General features: G+C 57.2%; 18 protein-coding genes. All 18 read right to left on the reverse strand.

Annotated features, from left to right (window positions below):
- Positions 1-202: 202 nt before the first annotated feature.
- Positions 203-724, reverse strand: coding sequence for a helix-turn-helix transcriptional regulator (locus ACR0EV_RS06690; protein WP_480799374.1), 522 nt, complete (start codon positions 722-724; stop codon positions 203-205).
- Positions 725-780: 56 nt separating this feature from the next.
- Positions 781-1,056, reverse strand: a complete 276-nt coding sequence (locus ACR0EV_RS06695) for a PepSY domain-containing protein (protein ID WP_480799375.1) — start codon at positions 1,054-1,056, stop codon at positions 781-783.
- Between the two features lie 132 nt (positions 1,057-1,188).
- Positions 1,189-2,829, reverse strand: a complete 1,641-nt coding sequence (locus ACR0EV_RS06700) for a N,N-dimethylformamidase beta subunit family domain-containing protein (RefSeq protein ID WP_480799376.1) — start codon at positions 2,827-2,829, stop codon at positions 1,189-1,191.
- A gap of 9 nt (positions 2,830-2,838) precedes the next feature.
- Positions 2,839-5,313: a CoA transferase gene (locus ACR0EV_RS06705; RefSeq protein ID WP_480799377.1), complete on the reverse strand. Its 2,475-nt coding sequence runs from the start codon at positions 5,311-5,313 to the stop codon at positions 2,839-2,841.
- 269 nt (positions 5,314-5,582) lie between these two features.
- Positions 5,583-6,344 (reverse strand): Phenylacetic acid catabolic protein, encoded by a 762-nt coding sequence (locus tag ACR0EV_RS06710; RefSeq protein WP_480799378.1) that lies wholly within the window; start codon positions 6,342-6,344, stop codon positions 5,583-5,585.
- Positions 6,345-6,357: 13 nt separating this feature from the next.
- Complete coding sequence (locus ACR0EV_RS06715) at positions 6,358-7,431, reverse strand: 2Fe-2S iron-sulfur cluster-binding protein (protein WP_480799379.1); 1,074 nt, start codon at positions 7,429-7,431, stop codon at positions 6,358-6,360.
- Between the two features lie 13 nt (positions 7,432-7,444).
- On the reverse strand, positions 7,445-7,903 hold the full coding sequence (gene paaD / locus ACR0EV_RS06720; RefSeq protein WP_480799380.1) for a 1,2-phenylacetyl-CoA epoxidase subunit PaaD: 459 nt from the start codon (positions 7,901-7,903) through the stop codon (positions 7,445-7,447).
- A gap of 6 nt (positions 7,904-7,909) precedes the next feature.
- On the reverse strand, positions 7,910-8,668 hold the full coding sequence (gene paaC / locus ACR0EV_RS06725; protein ID WP_480799381.1) for a 1,2-phenylacetyl-CoA epoxidase subunit PaaC: 759 nt from the start codon (positions 8,666-8,668) through the stop codon (positions 7,910-7,912).
- On the reverse strand, positions 8,668-8,952 hold the full coding sequence (gene paaB / locus ACR0EV_RS06730) for a 1,2-phenylacetyl-CoA epoxidase subunit PaaB (RefSeq protein WP_010437865.1): 285 nt from the start codon (positions 8,950-8,952) through the stop codon (positions 8,668-8,670). The genes paaC and paaB overlap by 1 nt, the downstream gene beginning before the upstream one ends.
- Positions 8,949-9,350: a hypothetical protein gene (locus tag ACR0EV_RS06735; protein WP_480799382.1), complete on the reverse strand. Its 402-nt coding sequence runs from the start codon at positions 9,348-9,350 to the stop codon at positions 8,949-8,951. The genes paaB and ACR0EV_RS06735 overlap by 4 nt, the downstream gene beginning before the upstream one ends.
- Before the next feature lie 4 nt (positions 9,351-9,354).
- Positions 9,355-10,332, reverse strand: coding sequence for a 1,2-phenylacetyl-CoA epoxidase subunit PaaA (paaA, locus tag ACR0EV_RS06740; RefSeq protein WP_480799383.1), 978 nt, complete (start codon positions 10,330-10,332; stop codon positions 9,355-9,357).
- A gap of 15 nt (positions 10,333-10,347) precedes the next feature.
- Positions 10,348-11,550: a 3-oxoadipyl-CoA thiolase gene (gene pcaF, locus ACR0EV_RS06745; RefSeq protein ID WP_480799384.1), complete on the reverse strand. Its 1,203-nt coding sequence runs from the start codon at positions 11,548-11,550 to the stop codon at positions 10,348-10,350.
- Positions 11,551-11,770: 220 nt separating this feature from the next.
- The gene (locus ACR0EV_RS06750; RefSeq protein ID WP_480799385.1) at positions 11,771-12,586 is read right to left on the reverse strand and encodes a PaaX family transcriptional regulator C-terminal domain-containing protein; all 816 of its coding nucleotides are present in this window, start codon (positions 12,584-12,586) and stop codon (positions 11,771-11,773) included.
- Positions 12,587-12,647: 61 nt separating this feature from the next.
- Positions 12,648-14,678 carry a phenylacetic acid degradation bifunctional protein PaaZ gene (paaZ, locus tag ACR0EV_RS06755; RefSeq protein ID WP_480799386.1) on the reverse strand — a complete coding sequence of 677 codons (2,031 nt, stop codon included), beginning with the start codon at positions 14,676-14,678 and terminating at the stop codon, positions 12,648-12,650.
- Between the two features lie 117 nt (positions 14,679-14,795).
- Positions 14,796-15,983 (reverse strand): cytochrome P450, encoded by a 1,188-nt coding sequence (locus ACR0EV_RS06760; RefSeq protein WP_480799387.1) that lies wholly within the window; start codon positions 15,981-15,983, stop codon positions 14,796-14,798.
- Positions 15,983-17,335, reverse strand: coding sequence for a TRAP transporter large permease (locus tag ACR0EV_RS06765; protein ID WP_171095159.1), 1,353 nt, complete (start codon positions 17,333-17,335; stop codon positions 15,983-15,985). The genes ACR0EV_RS06760 and ACR0EV_RS06765 overlap by 1 nt, the downstream gene beginning before the upstream one ends.
- The gene (locus ACR0EV_RS06770) at positions 17,335-17,838 is read right to left on the reverse strand and encodes a TRAP transporter small permease (protein ID WP_480799388.1); all 504 of its coding nucleotides are present in this window, start codon (positions 17,836-17,838) and stop codon (positions 17,335-17,337) included. The genes ACR0EV_RS06765 and ACR0EV_RS06770 overlap by 1 nt, the downstream gene beginning before the upstream one ends.
- Before the next feature lie 57 nt (positions 17,839-17,895).
- On the reverse strand, positions 17,896-18,915 hold the full coding sequence (locus tag ACR0EV_RS06775; protein ID WP_480799389.1) for a TRAP transporter substrate-binding protein: 1,020 nt from the start codon (positions 18,913-18,915) through the stop codon (positions 17,896-17,898).
- Positions 18,916-18,919: the final 4 nt, after the last annotated feature.

Here is an 18,919-nt window from a genome sequence, read left to right on the forward strand (position 1 = left end):
GAAAGCATGCAGGCAGTTCGCCCCGCAGGGCGGCTACCGGCGCGGTGTCACCAGATCACAACCGGTTGCACGGCGATCCAGACGATTGGGGATACACAAGCGAGTCATACCGTTTTCTGGCCCGTTGACCAAAATCCCACTAGCGAGTTTGCGACATTTCAGTCCTCAAGCGACACAATCTTGTCCACCTCACCCTTAGACTTCAGGTCAAGCCCACTTTACCTGTTTGATGAGTGGGGACAGAGACCAGATCATCCGCAAGCAGGTCATCAACAAAGAGACTTAAAAGTTGCAATCGGCCCGATACTCCGGCCTTTCGGTAAATTGATGCACATTGCGCTTTAATCGTGCCCTGTTTGGTGGCCCGAATTTCAGCGATTTCAGCGATCGCGTATCCCTTTATCGCCAGAATGGCGACGTCCCGTTCGGCCTGAGTCAATGACCATATCTGGAACCGCGTTTCAAGCACCTCGCCAAATGCGCCGGAGGCGACTTTCATCTGATCCTCAAGCTTGGCCTGACGGCTCAGCATTTTACGCAGCTCGACTGTGGTGAACGCCAACCCACCAATCAGCGCAACCGTGACTAGCAATTCGACAAGATCACTTTCTGCCAGAAAAAACGTGGAGTTGGGCCAAAAGTCCAAAACAATGTCCAACAGGAAGTAGGCGCTGCAGGCGGCCTGCACTGCAAATAAGGACCATAAAACTGTGGCACGTGTCATGATTTTGCTTTCGGTCAGTCCGGGGTGCGTCCAGAGCTTGACACACCCCTTTTGTGTCAGCTGTCGTCCTCGTCGTCGCCCAGCTCAATTTCCAGAACGGCGCCTGTTTCGGGCGAAACTTCGATCTCGTAGGTCTTGCCGTCCAGTGACGCATAAACTTCAATCTCGTCATCTTCGACTTCGAACTTGGTGACGGAATAGCCTTTGGCTTCCAAAGCCGCGCGAATTGCACCCTCAGAGGATCCCAGCACATCATTCACGTTGATTTGTGCCAACGCCAAGCCCGGTGCCACAAAAGCTGCCAGCACTGCCAGTTTGCCAATTTTGTTCATTTGCATTCCTTTCAATGTTATCAGTCACCGCGAGATTGCGGTCGTCCTGAACTGTGCGGCTTGCTGGCTCAACAAAATTGGACTTTTGGCAGAATTCAACCGGCTTAGGCCAAAGGTTTATGCAGAATAACGTTAGAGCGGCTGACAGTTTCCAAACCTGTTCAGTACATTGCGCGTGATCTGTTCGACCTGACGATCTTGGCGCACAAGGCCCATCACCCATTCACACGTGCCCGCGGTAAAAACCTCTCCAAGCCCGCGTTGCCAGTAGATGACCGCCCCGTTGCCCCGGCTGCTGCGATCCAGCGTCTCGTCCGTGCAAACGCCAAACATGCTTTCGGCTTTAAAAACCGCATCAGAGTTTCCGATATACAAGGTCTCGCCCCAAACTTCGTGGTCAGGCTCGATATTGGTCGCCAGACCAAGCGCGAGGATCTGTACGCCCAAATCCGCGCCATCTGAGCCGGTGGGAAAGGGCAGCCCGTCATCCATTCTGTAATCCAGCCCATCGACTTCATACCCGAAGATACGCGCACCTGCGCCCAACTGGTCACCGTATCCCAGTTGTGCGCCTGCAAACGCCCAGTGGTCCGGTCGATAGACCGTAAATCCGCCACTTCCCTGCCCGACACATCGACCCAGACCAGCATAGATGCCCTTCAAGCCGTTAACCCCAAAGGTCCGTGCACCAGGCCAATTTGCAGGAGAGACCTCCCACGCGGATGTCACGAGATGTTCGCGATCGCTCGCCACTAAAGGGTCAAGATCTGCGGTGTATTTATAGCAAACTTGGGTTCGGCCCTGATCTTCGATCCGGGTTTGCCACAGGAAGTTTCCAGCAAATCGGGCGACACGTCCGCCACCTTCCGTAAACCTGTCGACAGCGTGGCGCATATTGGCTGACCAATATTCGTCGTGGCCCACAAAAACAGCGCATTGGTAGTCCTTCAACAGATCCGGGTCTGTCTCAAGATCATGCTGCGTTGCGAAATCGAAATCATACCCTTCCGCTTCGGCCCAGCGTGCAAAATGACGCTCATAACTCGCCCATCCCGCCGAGGCGTATTTCTTTGAGTAGCCATAAGAATAGGCCCATTCCATATAGGGGTAACGTACCATCTCTTCTGGTTTATGCGGTGCATCCGGTACAGCACGCGGGGCACCTGCAGGAAGCTTACAAAATCCCCGTGACCAAGGCCGTTGTGTCGACACCACCGGAGAGAACGCATTGCCCTCGGGTCCGGTGATGCCTTCATAGTGATTGGACCCTCCCCAGCAATTGTAGGCCAGCCATGTCCCAGTGGCGCAGATGAGTACAAAAGGTGCTGCTGGTTTTTCAGGTGCGCGCCGCAGCAGGAACAGGTGATGCTCTTCCACCTGATCCCCATCCTGTTCAGCGCGCAACGTCACCAGGTAACCGCCTTCACGCCAGTCGTCCGGAATTCTGAACTCGTAAGTCACCTCCCACCCGCATCCAGTGACCGAGCAATCTTTGGGTGTCATCTGATGCACACCCTTCAAGCCGCTCTCGCGATGCATCACTTCGTAGGTTGCGCCATCGCGCCCGATCTCCAGATCCCACTCCCGAGCGGTGGTAGAAACGCGCAGAGCCAGCTGTTCGCCTGGCGCATAGGTCATGCGCTCTGTGTATCCCCATATCTCAAGAACCGACGCGTCACGGGACGGTCCGATATAGTAGTGGTCGAGAATATGTCGCGCCTTGGCGCGAGTTCTTGGGGTGATGGCAGGGCCTTGGTTCTCAGAACGCGTCATGGCTTGGTGTCACTCCGGCAGGTAGCGGTCTGACCAACTTTCACCTGCCGAACCGCTGGCGATCATTGCGTCAATTTCCGCGTCAGAAAACCCGACTTCGCTCAGGATTGATCGTGTGTCCGCGCCGTACATTGGCATCGGTCCAGGGATTACGATTCTAGCTCGCTCAGGCCGCACGGCGTTCGGAGCAACCAGATCACACCACCGACCCATAGGGTGCAAATCGTGCCGGATGACGCTGAACGTATTCTGCGTCAGATCGACCTGACCAGAGCTTTCGAGATGCAAAACAGCGTCACGTGTGTCGTGCAGCGAACCCAGAGGCATAACAGTTGAAGAAGTGCCCGTGAAAGCTTGCTGCCAAAATGCGGCGGGTTGCGTGGCAATCCGATCTGCCAGGGCTTTGGCCATCTGCGGTTCCGGCATGTCAGCGATATCTGCCAGTTCGCCAACGTGGCGCAAGGCGTCTCGTTGATCTTTTGGTGCCGCGAAGAAAAGCCAACCGTCAGCGGCACGGTAACAGTGGTAAAACGGGCCCCATCCCAACGCCGAACGACCTGCGGGTTCGTCAAAAGGGGCGCGGGTTTCAAAATCATACATCAACTGTGCTTGAATGAGGTTCCCTGCCCCCGCCAGCGCCGCACGTGCAATTCCGCCTTTTCCGGTTTTCTGCAGCCTCAGAAGGGCCGCGCCCAGCGCAACACAGGCGCAATATCCGGTCAGAACGTCGATCGTGCCGAAATGCGCGTGTTCTTCCGGTGTCTCCATCCCTCCGCCAAAGCGCACCATCACCCCGGTCGCGGCTTGTGCCAGATCATCATAGCCCAAATGGTCCGATTTGGGGCCGCGTGCAGGACCCCCGAAAGCATCCAGTTGAACCAAAATGAGCCGTGGGTTGATCGCGGTCAGCTGCTCTGGGCCAAGGCCCAAGGCGTTGCGCTGTTCGTCCGTGCCGTTCATCGTTATGACGTCTGACGCTTCGATGAGCCGCCACAACGCGTCCTGTCCCTGCTCTGAACCGAGGTTCAGCAACACACTGCGTTTGCCACGATGGGCGTGTAAACCAAATACAACCGTGTTCCACGGGTCGACCGACGGCTCTACCGGCTGAACCGAGGTAACCTGAGCCCCGTAGCGAGCCAGCGTGGAACCTATGGTTGGACCGGCGATAACATTGGTCAGGTCCAGGACTTTGAGCCCCTCGAGCCAGCCGCGTTCTCCCACACCCGCCACCCCGTCGCGCGGTGGCTCGGCTAGGACAGCAGTTTTGGGCGCAGTGTCCGGGTCCGGTCCCGGCTGTTTGTCAAGCGCCCCGGCGTCATCGGTAAGCCAAGCGACATTGCCCATCTGTTTCATCTCGCCGTGACGCGGGTCTTGCACCTGAACCACCAGCCCCGAAGCCAAAGCGTGCGGATCAGCCAGCCATTCCTTGGTGAACCGCTGCGCGGTAGCAGGCGCCTTGGCCGCGCCGAACAAGGCTTCCCATTCATGAGAAGGTTTGGTCAGAAACGCCCGTTTCATGGCAGCAGACACCCGTGCCCGGTCTCTCGCGCCGACCGGGTAATTTCGCAAAGACCATTCATCGGGCCAGTCCGCTGTGTCCAGATAGGCATCAAAATCCGGCAATTCGTCTGCCAGCGCCCCTAAACCCAGAACCTCCAACACGCGTCGAGGATGTGTTTTCACACTGCCTGCGACAACATAAAACCCCCGACCGTCGGCGCAGGTATAGGTTCGGTAGAATGGATCCAGAAACTCTTCCAGTTCAGCAAAGCTCAGGTCCATTGGCAGACCTTCGGCCGCGCGTCGGTCCAGCTCCACCTCTCGAGGGGATTTGTAGCGTTCGGGATAATCCTCAATCTGCTCGCAATTATAAACCAACCCTTCCAGCAAGGCCGAAGCCAAAGGGACTTCGATGTGATCCCCCCCATTTCGGTCGCGCGCCGTCAGAGCAAATTGTACCGCCATGGCCCCAAAGGCTGCTCCGTAAGCCGAGGCAAGGGTGAGCGGCGTAAAGGACGGGTTGATCCCCATCAAACGCCGGTTCAACCCCATATCCGTAAACTGCCCTGTGCGCGCAGCGATCACCGCCTCCCACGCTGGTACATTCGCAAGAGCCGGGTCGTTCGAGGCGAACCCCGGCAATGAGACAGACACGATGCGCGGATTGATATCACGCAGCGCCTGCGGGCCAAGGCCCAAACGGCTCATCACGCCGGGGCGGAAATTTTCGATCACGACGTCGGCTCTTGCCACCAGATCGCGCGCTAATTTCAAACCCTCATCCGACTTGAGGTCGATGGTAATGGCCGACTTGCCCCGCGACAGCATGTCGGTGGCCGGATCCTTTAAGCGCGGTCCGCCGGGCGGATCGATACGGATCACCTCGGCCCCCATGTCGGCCAGCATCATGCCAACCAAAGGACCAGCCAGATACTGGCCAAAGTCGAGAACGCGGATATGGTCGAGAGGTCTTGATGTCATGCGCGGCACTTTTGTTTCAGGCTGAATTGAGAGAACACACCGCCGGAAGACAGAGGCACATCTGAATCATCAGAGATTGGTTGCACCGCATTGTGTCCTCCCACGCGCGTTATCCCCATCTTGGGCGCGAATGAGCGGAGGAGGTTGTTTGAATCAACCAGCCAATGTCGCAATTTGACCGCTTTAATCGCAGCAAAAAGGTCTTTGGTGCAGCGCGGCGCTTGGAAGAGCCTTTCATTGGAGAAAGGCGAAACCGGGAAATTGGGAAGTTATTCGGGTGCGGTGAGACCCAACTGCCCAAGAGTGGCCTGTGCCGATTGGCTCCAACGTTCTTTCAACGCGCTGTTGCGGTTGTGACGCAAACCGATTGATGTCAGGAAGGCAAACCGTTTCGGATCATCTCCACCGAAGGACAGCGCGACGCGGGGCCACCAATAGTCCACGGCATGTTGCATCTGCTCTGTTTCTCCGCCTTCTGCCAGCTTCACTGCGCCTTCCAGGGCAAGTGCGCCATGATGTGCTTCGACAGGGGCGATTTGTCGGAAGGCTTCGGCCAGTGGTTGGTACGAAACCGTCGAAAACTCAGCCAGTTGCTCGGCCACCGCGCGGCTCATCAACAGGTTCATAATGACGGCGTCGGTCCAGCCCGAGATCGGATAGTTGAATACGGCAAGGCGCATGTCATGTGCGCTGCGGGTTGCGCCAATATCGGCCTCGCGATCCAGACGTGCGGTCCAGGGGTGATGCGTGGCGTATCGCTCGGTATCCGCGCCAAATTCACCCATGATCTTCAGAACGCGATCTGCATGATCGGTTTTCTCAAGCACAATCTTGGCAGCCGCGATCCGTTCCTTGATGCCCGGCCCCTGATTGATGATATCCGCAAAACCGGCGGCACCGGCCAATTCGCTGTCCACAAAAGTGGCCATCAGCTTCATCAGTTCGGCGCGGTAGCGTGGCGGTACATTCGTCGGATTGGTCAGTACCCCGCCTGCGGCCAGATAACTGTCGAGTGTCATGGCTTCGGTCATTGATCCTCTCCCTTTACTGATCGTAATCCACGACCACACGGTCGGTCACCGGATAAGCCTGACAGCTCAGTACATAGCCTTTTTCGACCTCGTAATCCTCGAGCGCATGATTGGCGAGCATTTCGACCTCACCTTCCAGAACGCGACAACGACAGGTGGAACAAACACCTGCCTTGCAGGCGTAAGGCGCGTCCATGGCGTTTTCCAAGGCGGCATCCAGAATAGACTGATCCTTGGGCAGAGTCACGGTTTGGGTCGAGCCGTCCAGAGTGATCGAAGCGCTGGTCTGGTTCGCCTGCGTGCCCGCCTCTGCCGCGTTTGTATTGCGTTTAGCCCGCCCCGGTTGAGCACTGGCAAAAAGCTCGAACTTGATCTGGCTGTCTTCAAGCCCATGCTCGCGCAGCGCGGCAGCAATCCCCAGCATCATCGGCTCAGGTCCGCAGATAAAGGCCGTATCCACGTTTTTGATGTCGACCCAGTGTTCAAACAGCTCGCCGCATTTTTCCTGCGTCACAAGCCCGGTGAACAGATCAATCTCCTGCGCGTCGGTCTCAAGAATATGGATCACATTCAGGCGACCCATATAGAGGTTTTTCAGGTCCTCCAGTTCCTCTCGGAACATGATCGTGTTGATGCCTTTGTTGGCGTAGATCAGCGTGAAGCGGGACTTGGGTTCTCGGGCCAGAGTGGTTTTCAGGAGTGACAGAACCGGAGTGATCCCCGATCCGCCAGCAAAGCCGAGGTATTGTTTTTCCGCGTCCGCTTCGATTGGCACGTGAAAGCTGCCCATAGGCGGCATCGCCTGCATAACGTCACCAACGCTTAACTCAGCATTGGCCCAGCTTGAAAAAGCCCCGCCCTCGACCCGTTTGATACCGACTTGCAAAACACCGTCGTCCTTGCCTGCACAGATCGAGTACGAGCGGCGGAGTTCTTCGCCTTCAAAATCGCGCCTGAACGTCAGGTATTGACCGGCGGTGAAATCGAAATGATCCATTGCGCCATTCGCAGGCTCAAGCGTCACGACGACCGCATCGCGAATGGTTTTGTGGATGTCGGTGACTTTCAAGTCATGAAAACGTGCCATCCGGTGCTCCTCCTCAGATGCACTTGAAATAGTCAAAGGGTTCCAAGCAGTCGTTACAGCGCCAATGGGCCTTGCATGGGGTCGAACCGAACTGGCTGACTTTCTCAACAGCCGTGCTGCCACAATGCGGGCACCGTTCCGGACCACCCGCCGGTTGCGGTGGCGCAATCCCATAGTCTTCCAGCTGGGCGCGGCCTTTTTCACTCAGCCAATCTGTGGTCCAAGCGGGGGATATGCTGGTTTCGATCCGCACATCCGCAATCCCGTGGTCGCGCAGCGCGGTTTCGATATCCATGCTGATGACGGACGTCGCAGGACAGCCAGAGTACGTTGGTGTGACGGTCACAACCAGCGTTCCGGCGTCCCAACGCACATCGCGAACGATGCCCAAGTCCACGACCGAGATCACCGGGATCTCGGGATCGGGAACGGCATCCAGCCAGCTCCAAATTTGGTCATTCGAGGTTTGCATCCGCTCTTACCACTTGGCTCCGGGATAGGCGCGTTGCAGCCATTGCATCTGCGTCAACAGATGACCCAGATGTTCGGTATGCATCTGCCCGTCACGCCCGCCCTTATGGGCAAACTGGCTTTCTGGAATGCTCAGTGTTGCCTGGGTCAGGATCCGTCCGACCAGAGCGTCATATTCTTCACGCAAGTCTGTCGGATTGGGTGCGATACCTGCGACGACCATCTGGGCGTCAACCTCGTCGCTGGCAAACATCTCACCGACATAGGGCCACAGATAATCAAGGGCTTGCTGCATTCGGGCATGGCTTTCCTCGGTCCCGTCGCCAAGCCCAACAACCGTGTCGCCTGAGCGTTCGAGGTGATAGGCAACCTCCTTGCTGGCTTTGGCGGCAATTGCAGCGACACGATCATCCGCGGATGTCATCAAGCGCCCCAGCATAATCGAATGCCATGCGTCGAACAGGAACTGGCGCATCAATGTGCGGCCGAAATCTCCGTTCGGAACTTCGACAAGCAGTACATTGCGGAAATCCCAGGCGTCGCGCAGAAAGGCCAGATCATCGGCGGATTTGCCACCTTCAATCTCACCCGCAAGACCAAGCCACATCTGGGTCTGGCCAATCAGGTCCAGCGCGGTATTCGCCAGCGCGATGTCTTCCTCCAGAACCGGCGCGTGGCCGCACCACTCGCTGACGCGATGCCCGAGGACCAGAGTGTTGTCTCCCATCCGCAGCAAGAATTGCAGGAATGCCTCATCCCGGGCCATCACATCGCCCCCACTTCATCGGGGATGTCGAAAAAAGTCGGGTGACGATACACCTTGCTTTCGCTGGGCTCATACAGAGGGCCTTTGTCGCTGGGCGAAGAGGCCGAGATATTGTTGGCCTCAACCACCCAGATCGAAACGCCTTCGTTACGGCGCGTGTACACGTCGCGCGCATTCTTGATCGCCATTTCCGCATCTGGCGCGTGCAGCGAACCAACATGTCTGTGGCTCATTCCATGTTGGCCGCGGATGAAAATTTCCCACAAGGGCCATTCGTTATTCATACCGATGTCTCCTTTTCTCGCAGGTAAAGAAGGGTGAGTATTGTGGCTAAAACCCCAAAGCTTGCAGTCTGTAGCCAGTACAGAAAAGTGCCTTGTCCCTCTAAAACGCTGGTCAAAGCTGTTGAAACGTTCACTGCTGCAAGCCCAAATACCGTTCCCCAGATCGAAACCAATGCATATGGTACGACAACCAAATGACGCGAGGCGGCAAAGAACAGCGACATGTAGGTTATCAGCGTGAACGAGATGATCTTGTCCTGATAGGCGTAGTAGGGCGTATCGAAATAGACAAACAAAACCGGCCACTTGAGACCACCAAAGTGTGCAAGTCCCATACACAAAAAGAAGGCAACACAAACCAGCAGCAGAGTGCGCAACAGAAACGAGGGAGGGTTCATTAAGCTACTCCGCCGCTACGTTTCCAGTGCGCTTCTTACGAGCGTGGGCCAGCAGCCCGTCCCGCACCCATTTGCCGTCATCCCAGGCCTTGTTGCGCGCGGCAAGACGGTCCACATTACAGGGGCCATTGCCCTTGATCACGTCGAAAAACTCTGTCCAGTCGGGCTCAGAGAAATCGTAGTGCCCGCGTTCTTCGTTCCATTTCAGATCCGGGTCGGGGATGGTCAGGCCCAGATACTCGGCCTGCGGCACGGTCTGGTCGACAAACTTTTGACGCAGCTCATCGTTGGTGTTGATCTTGATTTTCCACGCCATCGACTGCGCGGAATGGACCGATTCCTTGTCGGATGGCCCGAACATCATCAGCGACGGATACCAGAACCGGTTCAGGGCATCCTGCGCCATTTTCTTCTGCGCGGGCGTGCCTTCGGCCATTTTGCGGATTGCGTCGTAGCCTTGTCTCTGGTGAAAGCTCTCTTCTTTACAGATGCGGATCATGGCGCGCGAGTATGGCCCGAAAGATGTGCGCTGCAGCGGAACTTGGTTCATGATCGCCGCCCCGTCGACCAACCACCCCACCGCGCCGATATCGGCCCAGTTCAGCGTTGGATAGTTGAAGATCGACGAGTATTTCATGCGCCCGTCCAGCAGCATCTCGGTCAACTCATCCCGACTGACGCCCAGCGTTTCCGCCGCGCAGTACAGGTAAAGCCCATGCCCGGCTTCATCCTGCACCTTGGCCAGCAGGATCGCTTTGCGCTCCAATGTGGGTGCGCGGGTGATCCAGTTGCCTTCGGGCAATTGACCTACGATTTCAGAATGCGCGTGCTGACCAATTTGACGGATCAGGGTCTTGCGATAAGCCTGAGGCATCCAATCTTTTGGCTCGATCTTGATGTCAGCATCGATCCGCGCCTGAAATTCCGCCAGCTTTTCCGGATCTTCGTTTGATGCCTCGGATTTAACCATCTGAGCATACATGTCCCGTCTCCTCGGTTACACGCGTTCAAGAATAAGGGCTGCGCCCTGCCCGACACCCACACACATAGTGCAGAGCGCAAAGCGTCCCCCGGTTCGTTTAAGTTGATAAGCTGCGGTCAGTACCAGGCGCGCGCCGCTCATGCCCAGTGGGTGGCCCAAAGCGATGGCTCCGCCATTGGGGTTTACGTGGGGCGCATCGTCCGGCAGGCCCAACTCGCGCAGGGTGGCAAGGCCCTGAGAGGCAAATGCCTCATTCAATTCGATCACATCCATCTGCTCGATGCTCAGCCCTGCACGGGCCAGAACCTTACGGCTGGCAGGAACCGGGCCAATGCCCATGACACGCGGCGCAACACCCGCAACCGACATACCCACCACGCGGGCCATCGGGGTCAGACCATTCTTTGCCGTTGCCGCCTCATTCGCCATCAGAATGGCTGCCGCGCCATCATTCACACCCGAAGCATTGCCCGCCGTGACGGTCTTTTCCGCCCCGTTCACCCCTTTGAGACCCGACAGCTTTTCTGCTGTGGTTCCCGGACGCGGGTGTTCATCCGTGTCCACGATGATCGGATCGCCCTTTCGCTGCGGCACCGAAACCGGAGTGATTTCATCATTGAAAACACCCGCCGCATAAGCGGACGCCCACCGGGCTTGGCTGCGTGCAGCAAAAGCATCCTGATCTTCGCGACTTATGCCATAGTCTTCGGCCACATTGTCGGCAGTCTGCGGCATGGAATCCACGCCGTAGTCCTGCTTCATCTTGGGGTTCACGAAGCGCCATCCGATCGTGGTGTCGTACACCGCGTTGTTGCGAGTGAACGCCGAAGTTGACTTGGGCATCACAAACGGTGCTCGGGACATACTTTCCACGCCCCCTGCAATAGCCAGATCGTAATCGCCTGCCTTGATGCCACGGGCTGCCATTCCAACGGCATCCATACCGCTGGCGCAAAGACGGTTTATCGTTGTTCCCGGAATGTCGATTGGCAACCCGGCCAACAAGGCCGCCATGCGCGCAACGTTCCGATTGCTTTCCCCTGCCTGATTGGCATCGCCATAGATCACATCGTCGACGCTGGCCCAATCGACCTGAGGGTTGCGTTCTTTCAAAGCCACCAATGGCAAAGCCGCAAGATCATCCGTGCGAACAGAAGACAGCGCTCCGCCATACCGCCCAATCGGTGTACGCGTCGCGTCGCAAATGAATGCGTCCATGCCCAAGGTCTCCTGTTCGCGTCAGTATTCATTAACCGTCTGGTCGGTTTTTATTAAAGCAACCGATTCGAAGCAAGCTTTATGTTACCTTTTTTCGATCTCTTTCGCCATTTTTGTAACATATAAGGTCAGAACTTTGCCGTTGCTATATTCGGACCGATTGGGGAGGTGAACCAAACTAAATTAAGCGGACCGGGCGACACCCGCGTCCAGCTCGACCTCAATCCCCCAATACGGCTTCCAGAGACGTAAGGTCCGGGCGAGGCAACCTGTCTAACAACTGCGCCACGGACTGTCGGCAATCCACACCTTTCCAGTTTTCGGGAAGAAATGCAGGGGGCAGAGGAGGATGGCGAAGGATAAGCCGCCGCCACCCATGCACGATCAGAACACGTAGAACGGCGGTTTGCAGGGGGTCGTCCAACCCCTTCGCAGGCAAATGCCGCTCGACGAACTGAAGCGTTGTCCAGAACTGATCATAAGCGACTTTCAGAGGCTCAGGTCCACACAAATCCCGCATCCAACCGGGCACTGATATTTCACTGCCTTCAATCCCCAAGAGGTCTTCCAGCCCATCAGGGACCGGGCCCGGCGCCATGGCTGTAGACGCATTGACAGAGATATAGTGACCAATGAGCATCAGATCTGACAGCTCTTTGCGGGAATTTTCAGAACCGCTGGCGATCAGCACATGCCAGATGTCGGGCTTTTCGGTCTCGCGGGAATAGATACGCGGCGCGGCGGCGGCACTTTGGCTGCGACCAAAATCCGTCAAGCGGTGCACGCTGGTGCGCCCCACCCGCGTACTTTCGATCCAACCTTCTTTCCGCAGCCGATGCAGTGCAACACGCGTCGCCTCAGACTTGATTCCGGCCAGACTGGTCAACGCCGTGATCAAGCTGCCACTGACCTGATCCGATCCGCTCGGAGCCAAATCGCCGAAAATCGTAACCAAGACCGACCACACCCGCTGTGTGCCTGTGGCAGTCAGTTGGCTAACGCAGGATTCGAACCAATCAGGGCCAGTGTCTTTCATATGCCGATTATAGTCGGGCCGAAGGGAATTGCCATCCGGCCCGCTGCGCGCATTCCAGCACTCAATAAGCAACCATAGTCAGCAGCTCATATTCCGCGACCTGCTCGTCATCCTGCTGGGTTAGTGTGACGTGCCAACGGACTTCGCCATATTCATCATTGCGTTTGGTTTTGGCCTTGACCGTAAGTCGCACTTTGATGCTGTCTCCGGCCTCAACCGGCTTCATAAAGCGCAACCCGTCCAGACCGGTATTGGCCAGCACCGGCCCTTCATTCGGCTCGACGAACAATCCAGCGGCAAATGACAGCAACAAATAGCCATGGGCGACGCGACCCGGAAAGAACGGGTTCCGTTCCGCCGCAGCCTGATCCATGTGGGCATAGAAGGTATCACCTGTGAAAGTGGCGAAATGTTCAATGTCTTCCATCGTGATGGTGCGAGGTTCCGTGTGGATGGTCTCGCCAATTGCAAGGTCATGAAACCTGCGCGTAAAGGGATGGGCTGGGCCCTTGACCTCGGTCGCGCCGGGCACCCATCTGTTTCCAATCGCGGTCAGCAGATCAGGTGAGCCCTGAATGGCGGTCCTTTGCATAAAGTGTTTCACACCGCGCACACCGCCCATCTCTTCTCCACCGCCAGCGCGCCCGGGACCGCCATGTACCATGTGAGGCAAAGGTGAGCCGTGACCTGTGGATTCCTTCATCGAGTCGCGGTTGTTGAAGTACAAACGCCCATGATAGGCCCCGGCCCCGATGGCGACATGACGTGCCACGTCAGGATCATGCGTGATGACCGATGCCACCAGGGACCCTTGCCCCCGGTTTGCCAGCTCAATTGCATGGTCGAGATCGCGATAACCCATGATTGTGCTGACCGGACCAAAGGCTTCGGTGTCGTGCACACGCTGCGCACTATCCGGATCGGCACAATGATACAGCATGGGCGGTAGGAACGCCCCTTTCTCGGCGTCCGCACCATCGACTGCAAAGTCATTCGGGTCGCCAAAGACGCGCTCGGCCTCTTGTCCGATGATCTCGGCCTTTTCCAGAACGTCGCGTTTCTGACCATTCGAGACCAACGCACCCATGCGGGTGGTTTCCAGTCTTGGGTCGCCGATAACGGTTTTGGCCAGCCGCGCGGACAACGCCTCGATCACCGCCTGCACCTGTGCTTCAGGCGTGATGATCCGGCGAATTGCGGTACATTTCTGACCAGCCTTCGCCGTCATCTCGCGCTGGACTTCTTTGACGAAAAGGTCAAACTCGGGCGTACCCGGCTTGGCATCTGGACCAAGTATCGAGCAATTAAGGCTATCCTGTTCCGCCACAAACCGCACAGAGTTTTCAAGGATCACGGGGTTGGACCGCAATTTCAACGCAGTATCCGCCGATCCGGTAAAGCTGACCACATCCTGCAGAGTCAAACGGTCCAGCATGTCGCCCAAACCGCCCGACACCAGCTGCAGCGCCCCGGCGGGCAAGATTCCGGAGTCCAGCATCAGCCGCACACACAACTCGGTCACGTAGCAAGAATTCGTCGCCGGTTTAACGATGGCTGGAACACCGGCCAACAAGGTTGGTGCCAGTTTCTCCAACATCCCCCAGACCGGGAAGTTGAACGCATTGATGTGAATCGCCACACCACGCAACGGGGTGCAGATGTGCTGACCCAGAAACGTGCCGTTGCGCGATAGTTGCTCAACATCACCGTCCAGATAGACATGCCCGTCCGGCATTTCCCGGCGTCCTTTCGAGGCAAAGACAAACATCGTGCCAATGCCGCCGTCGATGTCGATCATGTGGTCCGACTGCGTCGCGCCTGTGTTGAAAGACAGATCATAGAGCGCCTGCTTGTGCTGACCCAGATGCAGCGACACCGCCTTGAGCATCTTGGCCCGCTCATGAAAGGTCATCTTGCGCAGGGCCGGCCCACCGACGTCGCGCGCATAGTCCAGCATTCCTTGCACATCCAGTGCCGCGTTGCCTGCGGTTGCAATGACCTCGCCCGTTACGGCGCTGGAAATAGTGCGCGCCCCGGCACCAGGCGGCACCCACGCACCGGCTGCAAAGCTGGATATCTGTTGGATGGTCATGAGCGTCTCCTCATCTGTGTCTGGATCCTCACATCGCCTCGTAGAGCATGTGACGTCATATCTTTAACCGTACGGTCGGTCGTTATATTTGCGCAGCAATACCGCAAACCGTACCTTTCAAACCTGCGCGGGTAGTTGCGCGAAACCCCGAAACCGGACGCGGCCGCTGCGCTCAGCACCATCGGTGATGCAATAATTCGGGAAGCGCGCCAGAAACCGCCCGACCGCGACGCGCCCCTCCATACGGGCCAAAGTCAGGCCGACGCAGGTATGGGGCCCGCCAGCAAAAGCGTGGTGTTTGTTGGGGCGTCGGTCCAACATCACTTCATCGGGCTGCTCAAACTGTCGCGGATCGCGGTTGGCGGCTCCGATGCAAAGATGGATATCGGTTCCGGCTGGAATGGCTTGGCCATGGAAGATGACATCCCCGGTGGTCAAACGGTTGCCGAATTGGTTGGGGCTTTCCAATCTCAAAAACTCGTCCACGGCGGTGTTTATGAGCTCTGGGTCGGCCAGCAACTCGGCCCGCTTGTCACGGTGCCGGTCCAGCAACTCCAGAGCGTTGCCGATCAGATTGGTCGTGGTCTCATGCCCAGCATTCAGGATGAAAATGCAGTTTTGGTACAACTCAATTTCCGTCAAGCCACCATCGGTGTCATCTTGCATCAACCGGGTCAGCACGTCCGTTTTTGGGTCACCCGGATTGGCGCGACGATCATCTATGATGTGGCGCAGGAATGTCTTGAAATCAGACACCGCACGGTTGCCCCAGTCTTCTTGTTCCGGAGTCAGCTGAGGCTCCAACGCGCCCAAAATGGCCAGAGACCATTCGCGCAAAGGTCCGCGCTCGGACCGGGGTATGCCAAGCAGGTTGCCGATGATCTCAATCGGTATCGCTCCGGCAAAATCCTCGATCAACTCAACAGTGCCCTTGGCCTGCATTTGGTCCAGCAGACCGTCGACAAGCTGCACCAGTCCAGGCTCCATCTGCGCAAGAGCGCGCGGGTTCATCGCACCGACCATCACTTTACGCACACGGGTGTGCAAGGGCGGATCATTGAACACCAGACTGGTCGTGTGATGTTCGTATAAAGGGCTGTCGACCCCGTATTTCGGACCAAAAACCGCCTTCTTGTCCGAAATGAACCGTGTCGTGTCCCGATACACCAGATCCAGATCGTCATAGCGCGACAGGATGACAGACCCATCGGCTTGAAAGCAGAGAGGCGTGTTTTCACGCAGCGCAGCATAGGCCGGATAAGGGTCTGCGTGAAAACCGGTTGGAAGTGCGGTCAGCGAGAACATCAGTGACCCATCGCCCCCATGTGCTCCGGCAGAACCAGCACCAGCCATGGCACCAGAACGATCAGCGCCAGGCGGAAGATATCCGCCACCCAGAACGGTGTGACGCCCTTGAAGATGGTCCCGGTTGAGACATCCCCCACCACTCCCTTCAGAATGAACACGTTCAATCCGACCGGGGGAGTGATCAAGCTGATCTCAGTCACGACGACGACAACGATGCCAAACCAGATCGGGTCGTAACCCAGCGACGTCACCAGCGGAAAGAAGATCGGTACCGTCAGCAAAAGCATCGAAAGCGATTCAAACACGCAGCCCAGAATGATGTAGATCCCGAGGATCATCAGGATCACCACAAACGGCTCCACCTCATAGGCCGTGACCAAGGCGATCAGCGCTTCGGGCAGACCGGCCAAGTTGATGAAGTTCGAAAAGATCTGCGCCCCGATCAGAACCGAGAACAATGCCGCAGCAGTGAAACTGGTCTCTTTCAATACTTCAAAGGTGGAACCAAGGGTTAGCCCACCCCGAGACAAAGCAATCAGGAAGGCACCCATTGCGCCCATGCCAGCTGCCTCGGTCGGGCTGAAGGTCAGGTTCAGCGGATAGAAGTCAAACACCCCGTACAACCCGCCGATCACAAGGAAGAACAGCAGCAGCACGGCCCAGACCGAGCGCAGTGCCGAAAGGCGTTCGCCCCAGCCGTGACGCTCTCCTGCCGGTCCGGCGTCAGGTCTGCGCCAAACGGTCCAACGCACGGCCAAGAGATAGAACAGGATGCCAAGCACTCCAGGGATGATGCCTGCAACAAAAAGCTTGCCAATCGAGGTTTCGGTCAGCAGGCCATAGATTACCAGAATGACCGATGGCGGGATCAGAATCCCCAACGTGCCACCGGCAGCAATCGATGCCGTCGACAACTCATCCGAGTAACCGTAGCGACGCATCTCCGGCATCGCGACTTTGGACATCGTTGCGGCCGTGGCCAGCGACGAGCCACAAATGGCAGAAAACCCACCGCAGGCCGCAACAGTCGCCATGGCTATGCCGCCACGAAAATGGCCCAGGAAGGCGTTCGATACCGCGTAAAGTTCACGCGCAAGGCCACCCTTGTTGACGAACAGACCCATCAGGATAAACAACGGCACAACCGACAGCCCGTAATCCTGCGCCGTGTCGGTGATCTGGCGGCCCACCATGGACATCGCAGCCTTCAAACCACGCTCGGACAGGATGCTGCCGCCGCGTTCATAAGCAAAGCCAAGCGTCCCGACCAGGCCCATCGCGAAGACTATGGGCAGGCGCAGCAGCACCAGAACAAGGACAAGGGCGAAACCGATCAAAGCGGCAGTCATCAGGAGTGCTCCGACAAGGCTTGGGGGGCAAAAATGTGCAAAATCCCGGTGATGATCATCGCGACAGCAGTGATCGCGGTGAATGCGGCGATGAACCAACCCACATAGAAGACAGGGATCGACAGGTATTCGGTGACATCGCCGTAATCCCGCGCCCGCTCTGCCAGCACCCACACGCGCTGAATTGGCCAGATCAGCATGATGCCGGATACCAGATACACAATCGCGTCACGCGCCCGGCTTAGCCGTAAACGTGCGAAAATCCCATCTGTCAGGTCCACGGCGATCTGTCCGCGCCCGGCCGAGATTATGGGCAGGACCGAAAAGACAAGGATCGCCATCAAAATGCGTGTCAGCTCAGTCGCCGCCTCAATGGGCGCGTTGAAGACAGAACGTAGGATAACGTCGAAAAAGGTCATCACCATCAGGATGAACAGCGCCACGCAGGCCAGCATCGTCGGAACGACACTGATGCGCCGCGCAAAGGTCACGAGTGAGTGCATGATTGGTCCCCGGCGGGTAAATAGCGCTGGCGGGTCACTCCCGCCAGCCGGGCTGCATTACTGCGTAGCCATTTCATTTACGATCATGTCATAAGCGGCCTGAGCGTCGATACCCGCGCCGTTGACTTCGTCAATGACCTTGGCGCGCACGTCGACGGCAATGGTGTTAAACTTCTCAAGATCTTCAACAGAAGCCGCGTTGATCGCGTTGCCCTCGGTGGTTTCGGTTGCTTCGCGACCGATGGCGTCGATCTCGTCCCAGATCTTGCCAATCTCACGGCTCAGCGGTTCACCAAAGACGTTCTCTTCCAAAGCAGCCTGCAGATCTTCGGGCAGATCGGCAAAAGTGTCTTCGTTCATGATGAAGGCAAACGATCCGCGATAGAGACCACCTGGAACTTCGTAAACATTCTGCGCCACTTCGGTCAGCTTGAAGCCTTTACGGGATTCAAAGGGCATCACAACCCCGTCCGCAGCTTTCGACGCCAGGGTTTCGTAGACTTTCGGCGCAGGCACTTGAATGCCGGTCGCACCAAGCGCCGTGCCGACGTCCCCACCAACGCCACCCGGGATACGCACCTTGAGGCCCGACACCTCATCCAGCGTGGTCACCGGGCTGCTGGAATGCAACTGGGCAGGGCCATGTGTGTGCAGCGCAATTACCTTCACGCCGCGATGTTCGTCTGCCTCTTTGAGGAACTTGTCATAGGTGCGCCAGTAAGCGACCGAAGCGTCCTCGGCCGAGCCCTCATATCCGGGAAGTTCGATCATCTTGGTGGTGACAAAGCGACCCGGCTGGTAACCATGGAAGATGATCGACGCATCTGCCGCGCCATCCATAATCAGATCCATCTGTGCCGGTGGCGGCGCAATTCCCAGCTTGAGTTCGGCGGTGACCTTACCGTCTGTCGCCTCTTCAACCATTTCCACGAATTTCGGCCACATCTTGGCGTTGATGCCGTGGGTCGGCGGCGCCCAGCTGGAAATGGTCAGCGTGTAATCTGCCGCCAGTGCCACTGTGCCAGAAACGGCCAGCGCGGCCGATGCCAGTAAGGTGCTTAGCTTGGTGAATTTCATGGTT

It is taken from the genome of Ruegeria sp. CF8 (assembly GCF_056537285.1).

Excerpts from the sequence above, each read along its gene's own strand:
- paaB (WP_010437865.1), bottom strand. The coding sequence starts at position 8,952 with ATGAATAACGAATGGCCCTTGTGGGAAATTTTCATCCGCGGCCAACAT.
- ACR0EV_RS06775 (WP_480799389.1), bottom strand. The coding sequence starts at position 18,915 with ATGAAATTCACCAAGCTAAGCACCTTACTGGCATCGGCCGCGCTGGCC.
- ACR0EV_RS06770 (WP_480799388.1), bottom strand. The coding sequence starts at position 17,838 with ATGCACTCACTCGTGACCTTTGCGCGGCGCATCAGTGTCGTTCCGACG.
- ACR0EV_RS06695 (WP_480799375.1), bottom strand. The coding sequence starts at position 1,056 with ATGAACAAAATTGGCAAACTGGCAGTGCTGGCAGCTTTTGTGGCACCG.
- paaD (WP_480799380.1), bottom strand. The coding sequence starts at position 7,903 with ATGCAAACCTCGAATGACCAAATTTGGAGCTGGCTGGATGCCGTTCCC.
- ACR0EV_RS06735 (WP_480799382.1), bottom strand. The coding sequence starts at position 9,350 with ATGAACCCTCCCTCGTTTCTGTTGCGCACTCTGCTGCTGGTTTGTGTT.
- pcaF (WP_480799384.1), bottom strand. The coding sequence starts at position 11,550 with ATGGACGCATTCATTTGCGACGCGACGCGTACACCGATTGGGCGGTAT.
- ACR0EV_RS06700 (WP_480799376.1), bottom strand. The coding sequence starts at position 2,829 with ATGACGCGTTCTGAGAACCAAGGCCCTGCCATCACCCCAAGAACTCGC.
- paaZ (WP_480799386.1), bottom strand. The coding sequence starts at position 14,678 with ATGACCATCCAACAGATATCCAGCTTTGCAGCCGGTGCGTGGGTGCCG.
- ACR0EV_RS06710 (WP_480799378.1), bottom strand. The coding sequence starts at position 6,344 with ATGACCGAAGCCATGACACTCGACAGTTATCTGGCCGCAGGCGGGGTA.
- paaC (WP_480799381.1), bottom strand. The coding sequence starts at position 8,668 with ATGGCCCGGGATGAGGCATTCCTGCAATTCTTGCTGCGGATGGGAGAC.
- ACR0EV_RS06690 (WP_480799374.1), bottom strand. The coding sequence starts at position 724 with ATGACACGTGCCACAGTTTTATGGTCCTTATTTGCAGTGCAGGCCGCC.
- ACR0EV_RS06750 (WP_480799385.1), bottom strand. The coding sequence starts at position 12,586 with ATGAAAGACACTGGCCCTGATTGGTTCGAATCCTGCGTTAGCCAACTG.
- ACR0EV_RS06765 (WP_171095159.1), bottom strand. The coding sequence starts at position 17,335 with ATGACTGCCGCTTTGATCGGTTTCGCCCTTGTCCTTGTTCTGGTGCTG.
- ACR0EV_RS06715 (WP_480799379.1), bottom strand. The coding sequence starts at position 7,431 with ATGGCACGTTTTCATGACTTGAAAGTCACCGACATCCACAAAACCATT.
- paaA (WP_480799383.1), bottom strand. The coding sequence starts at position 10,332 with ATGTATGCTCAGATGGTTAAATCCGAGGCATCAAACGAAGATCCGGAA.
- ACR0EV_RS06760 (WP_480799387.1), bottom strand. The coding sequence starts at position 15,983 with ATGTTCTCGCTGACCGCACTTCCAACCGGTTTTCACGCAGACCCTTAT.
- ACR0EV_RS06705 (WP_480799377.1), bottom strand. The coding sequence starts at position 5,313 with ATGACATCAAGACCTCTCGACCATATCCGCGTTCTCGACTTTGGCCAG.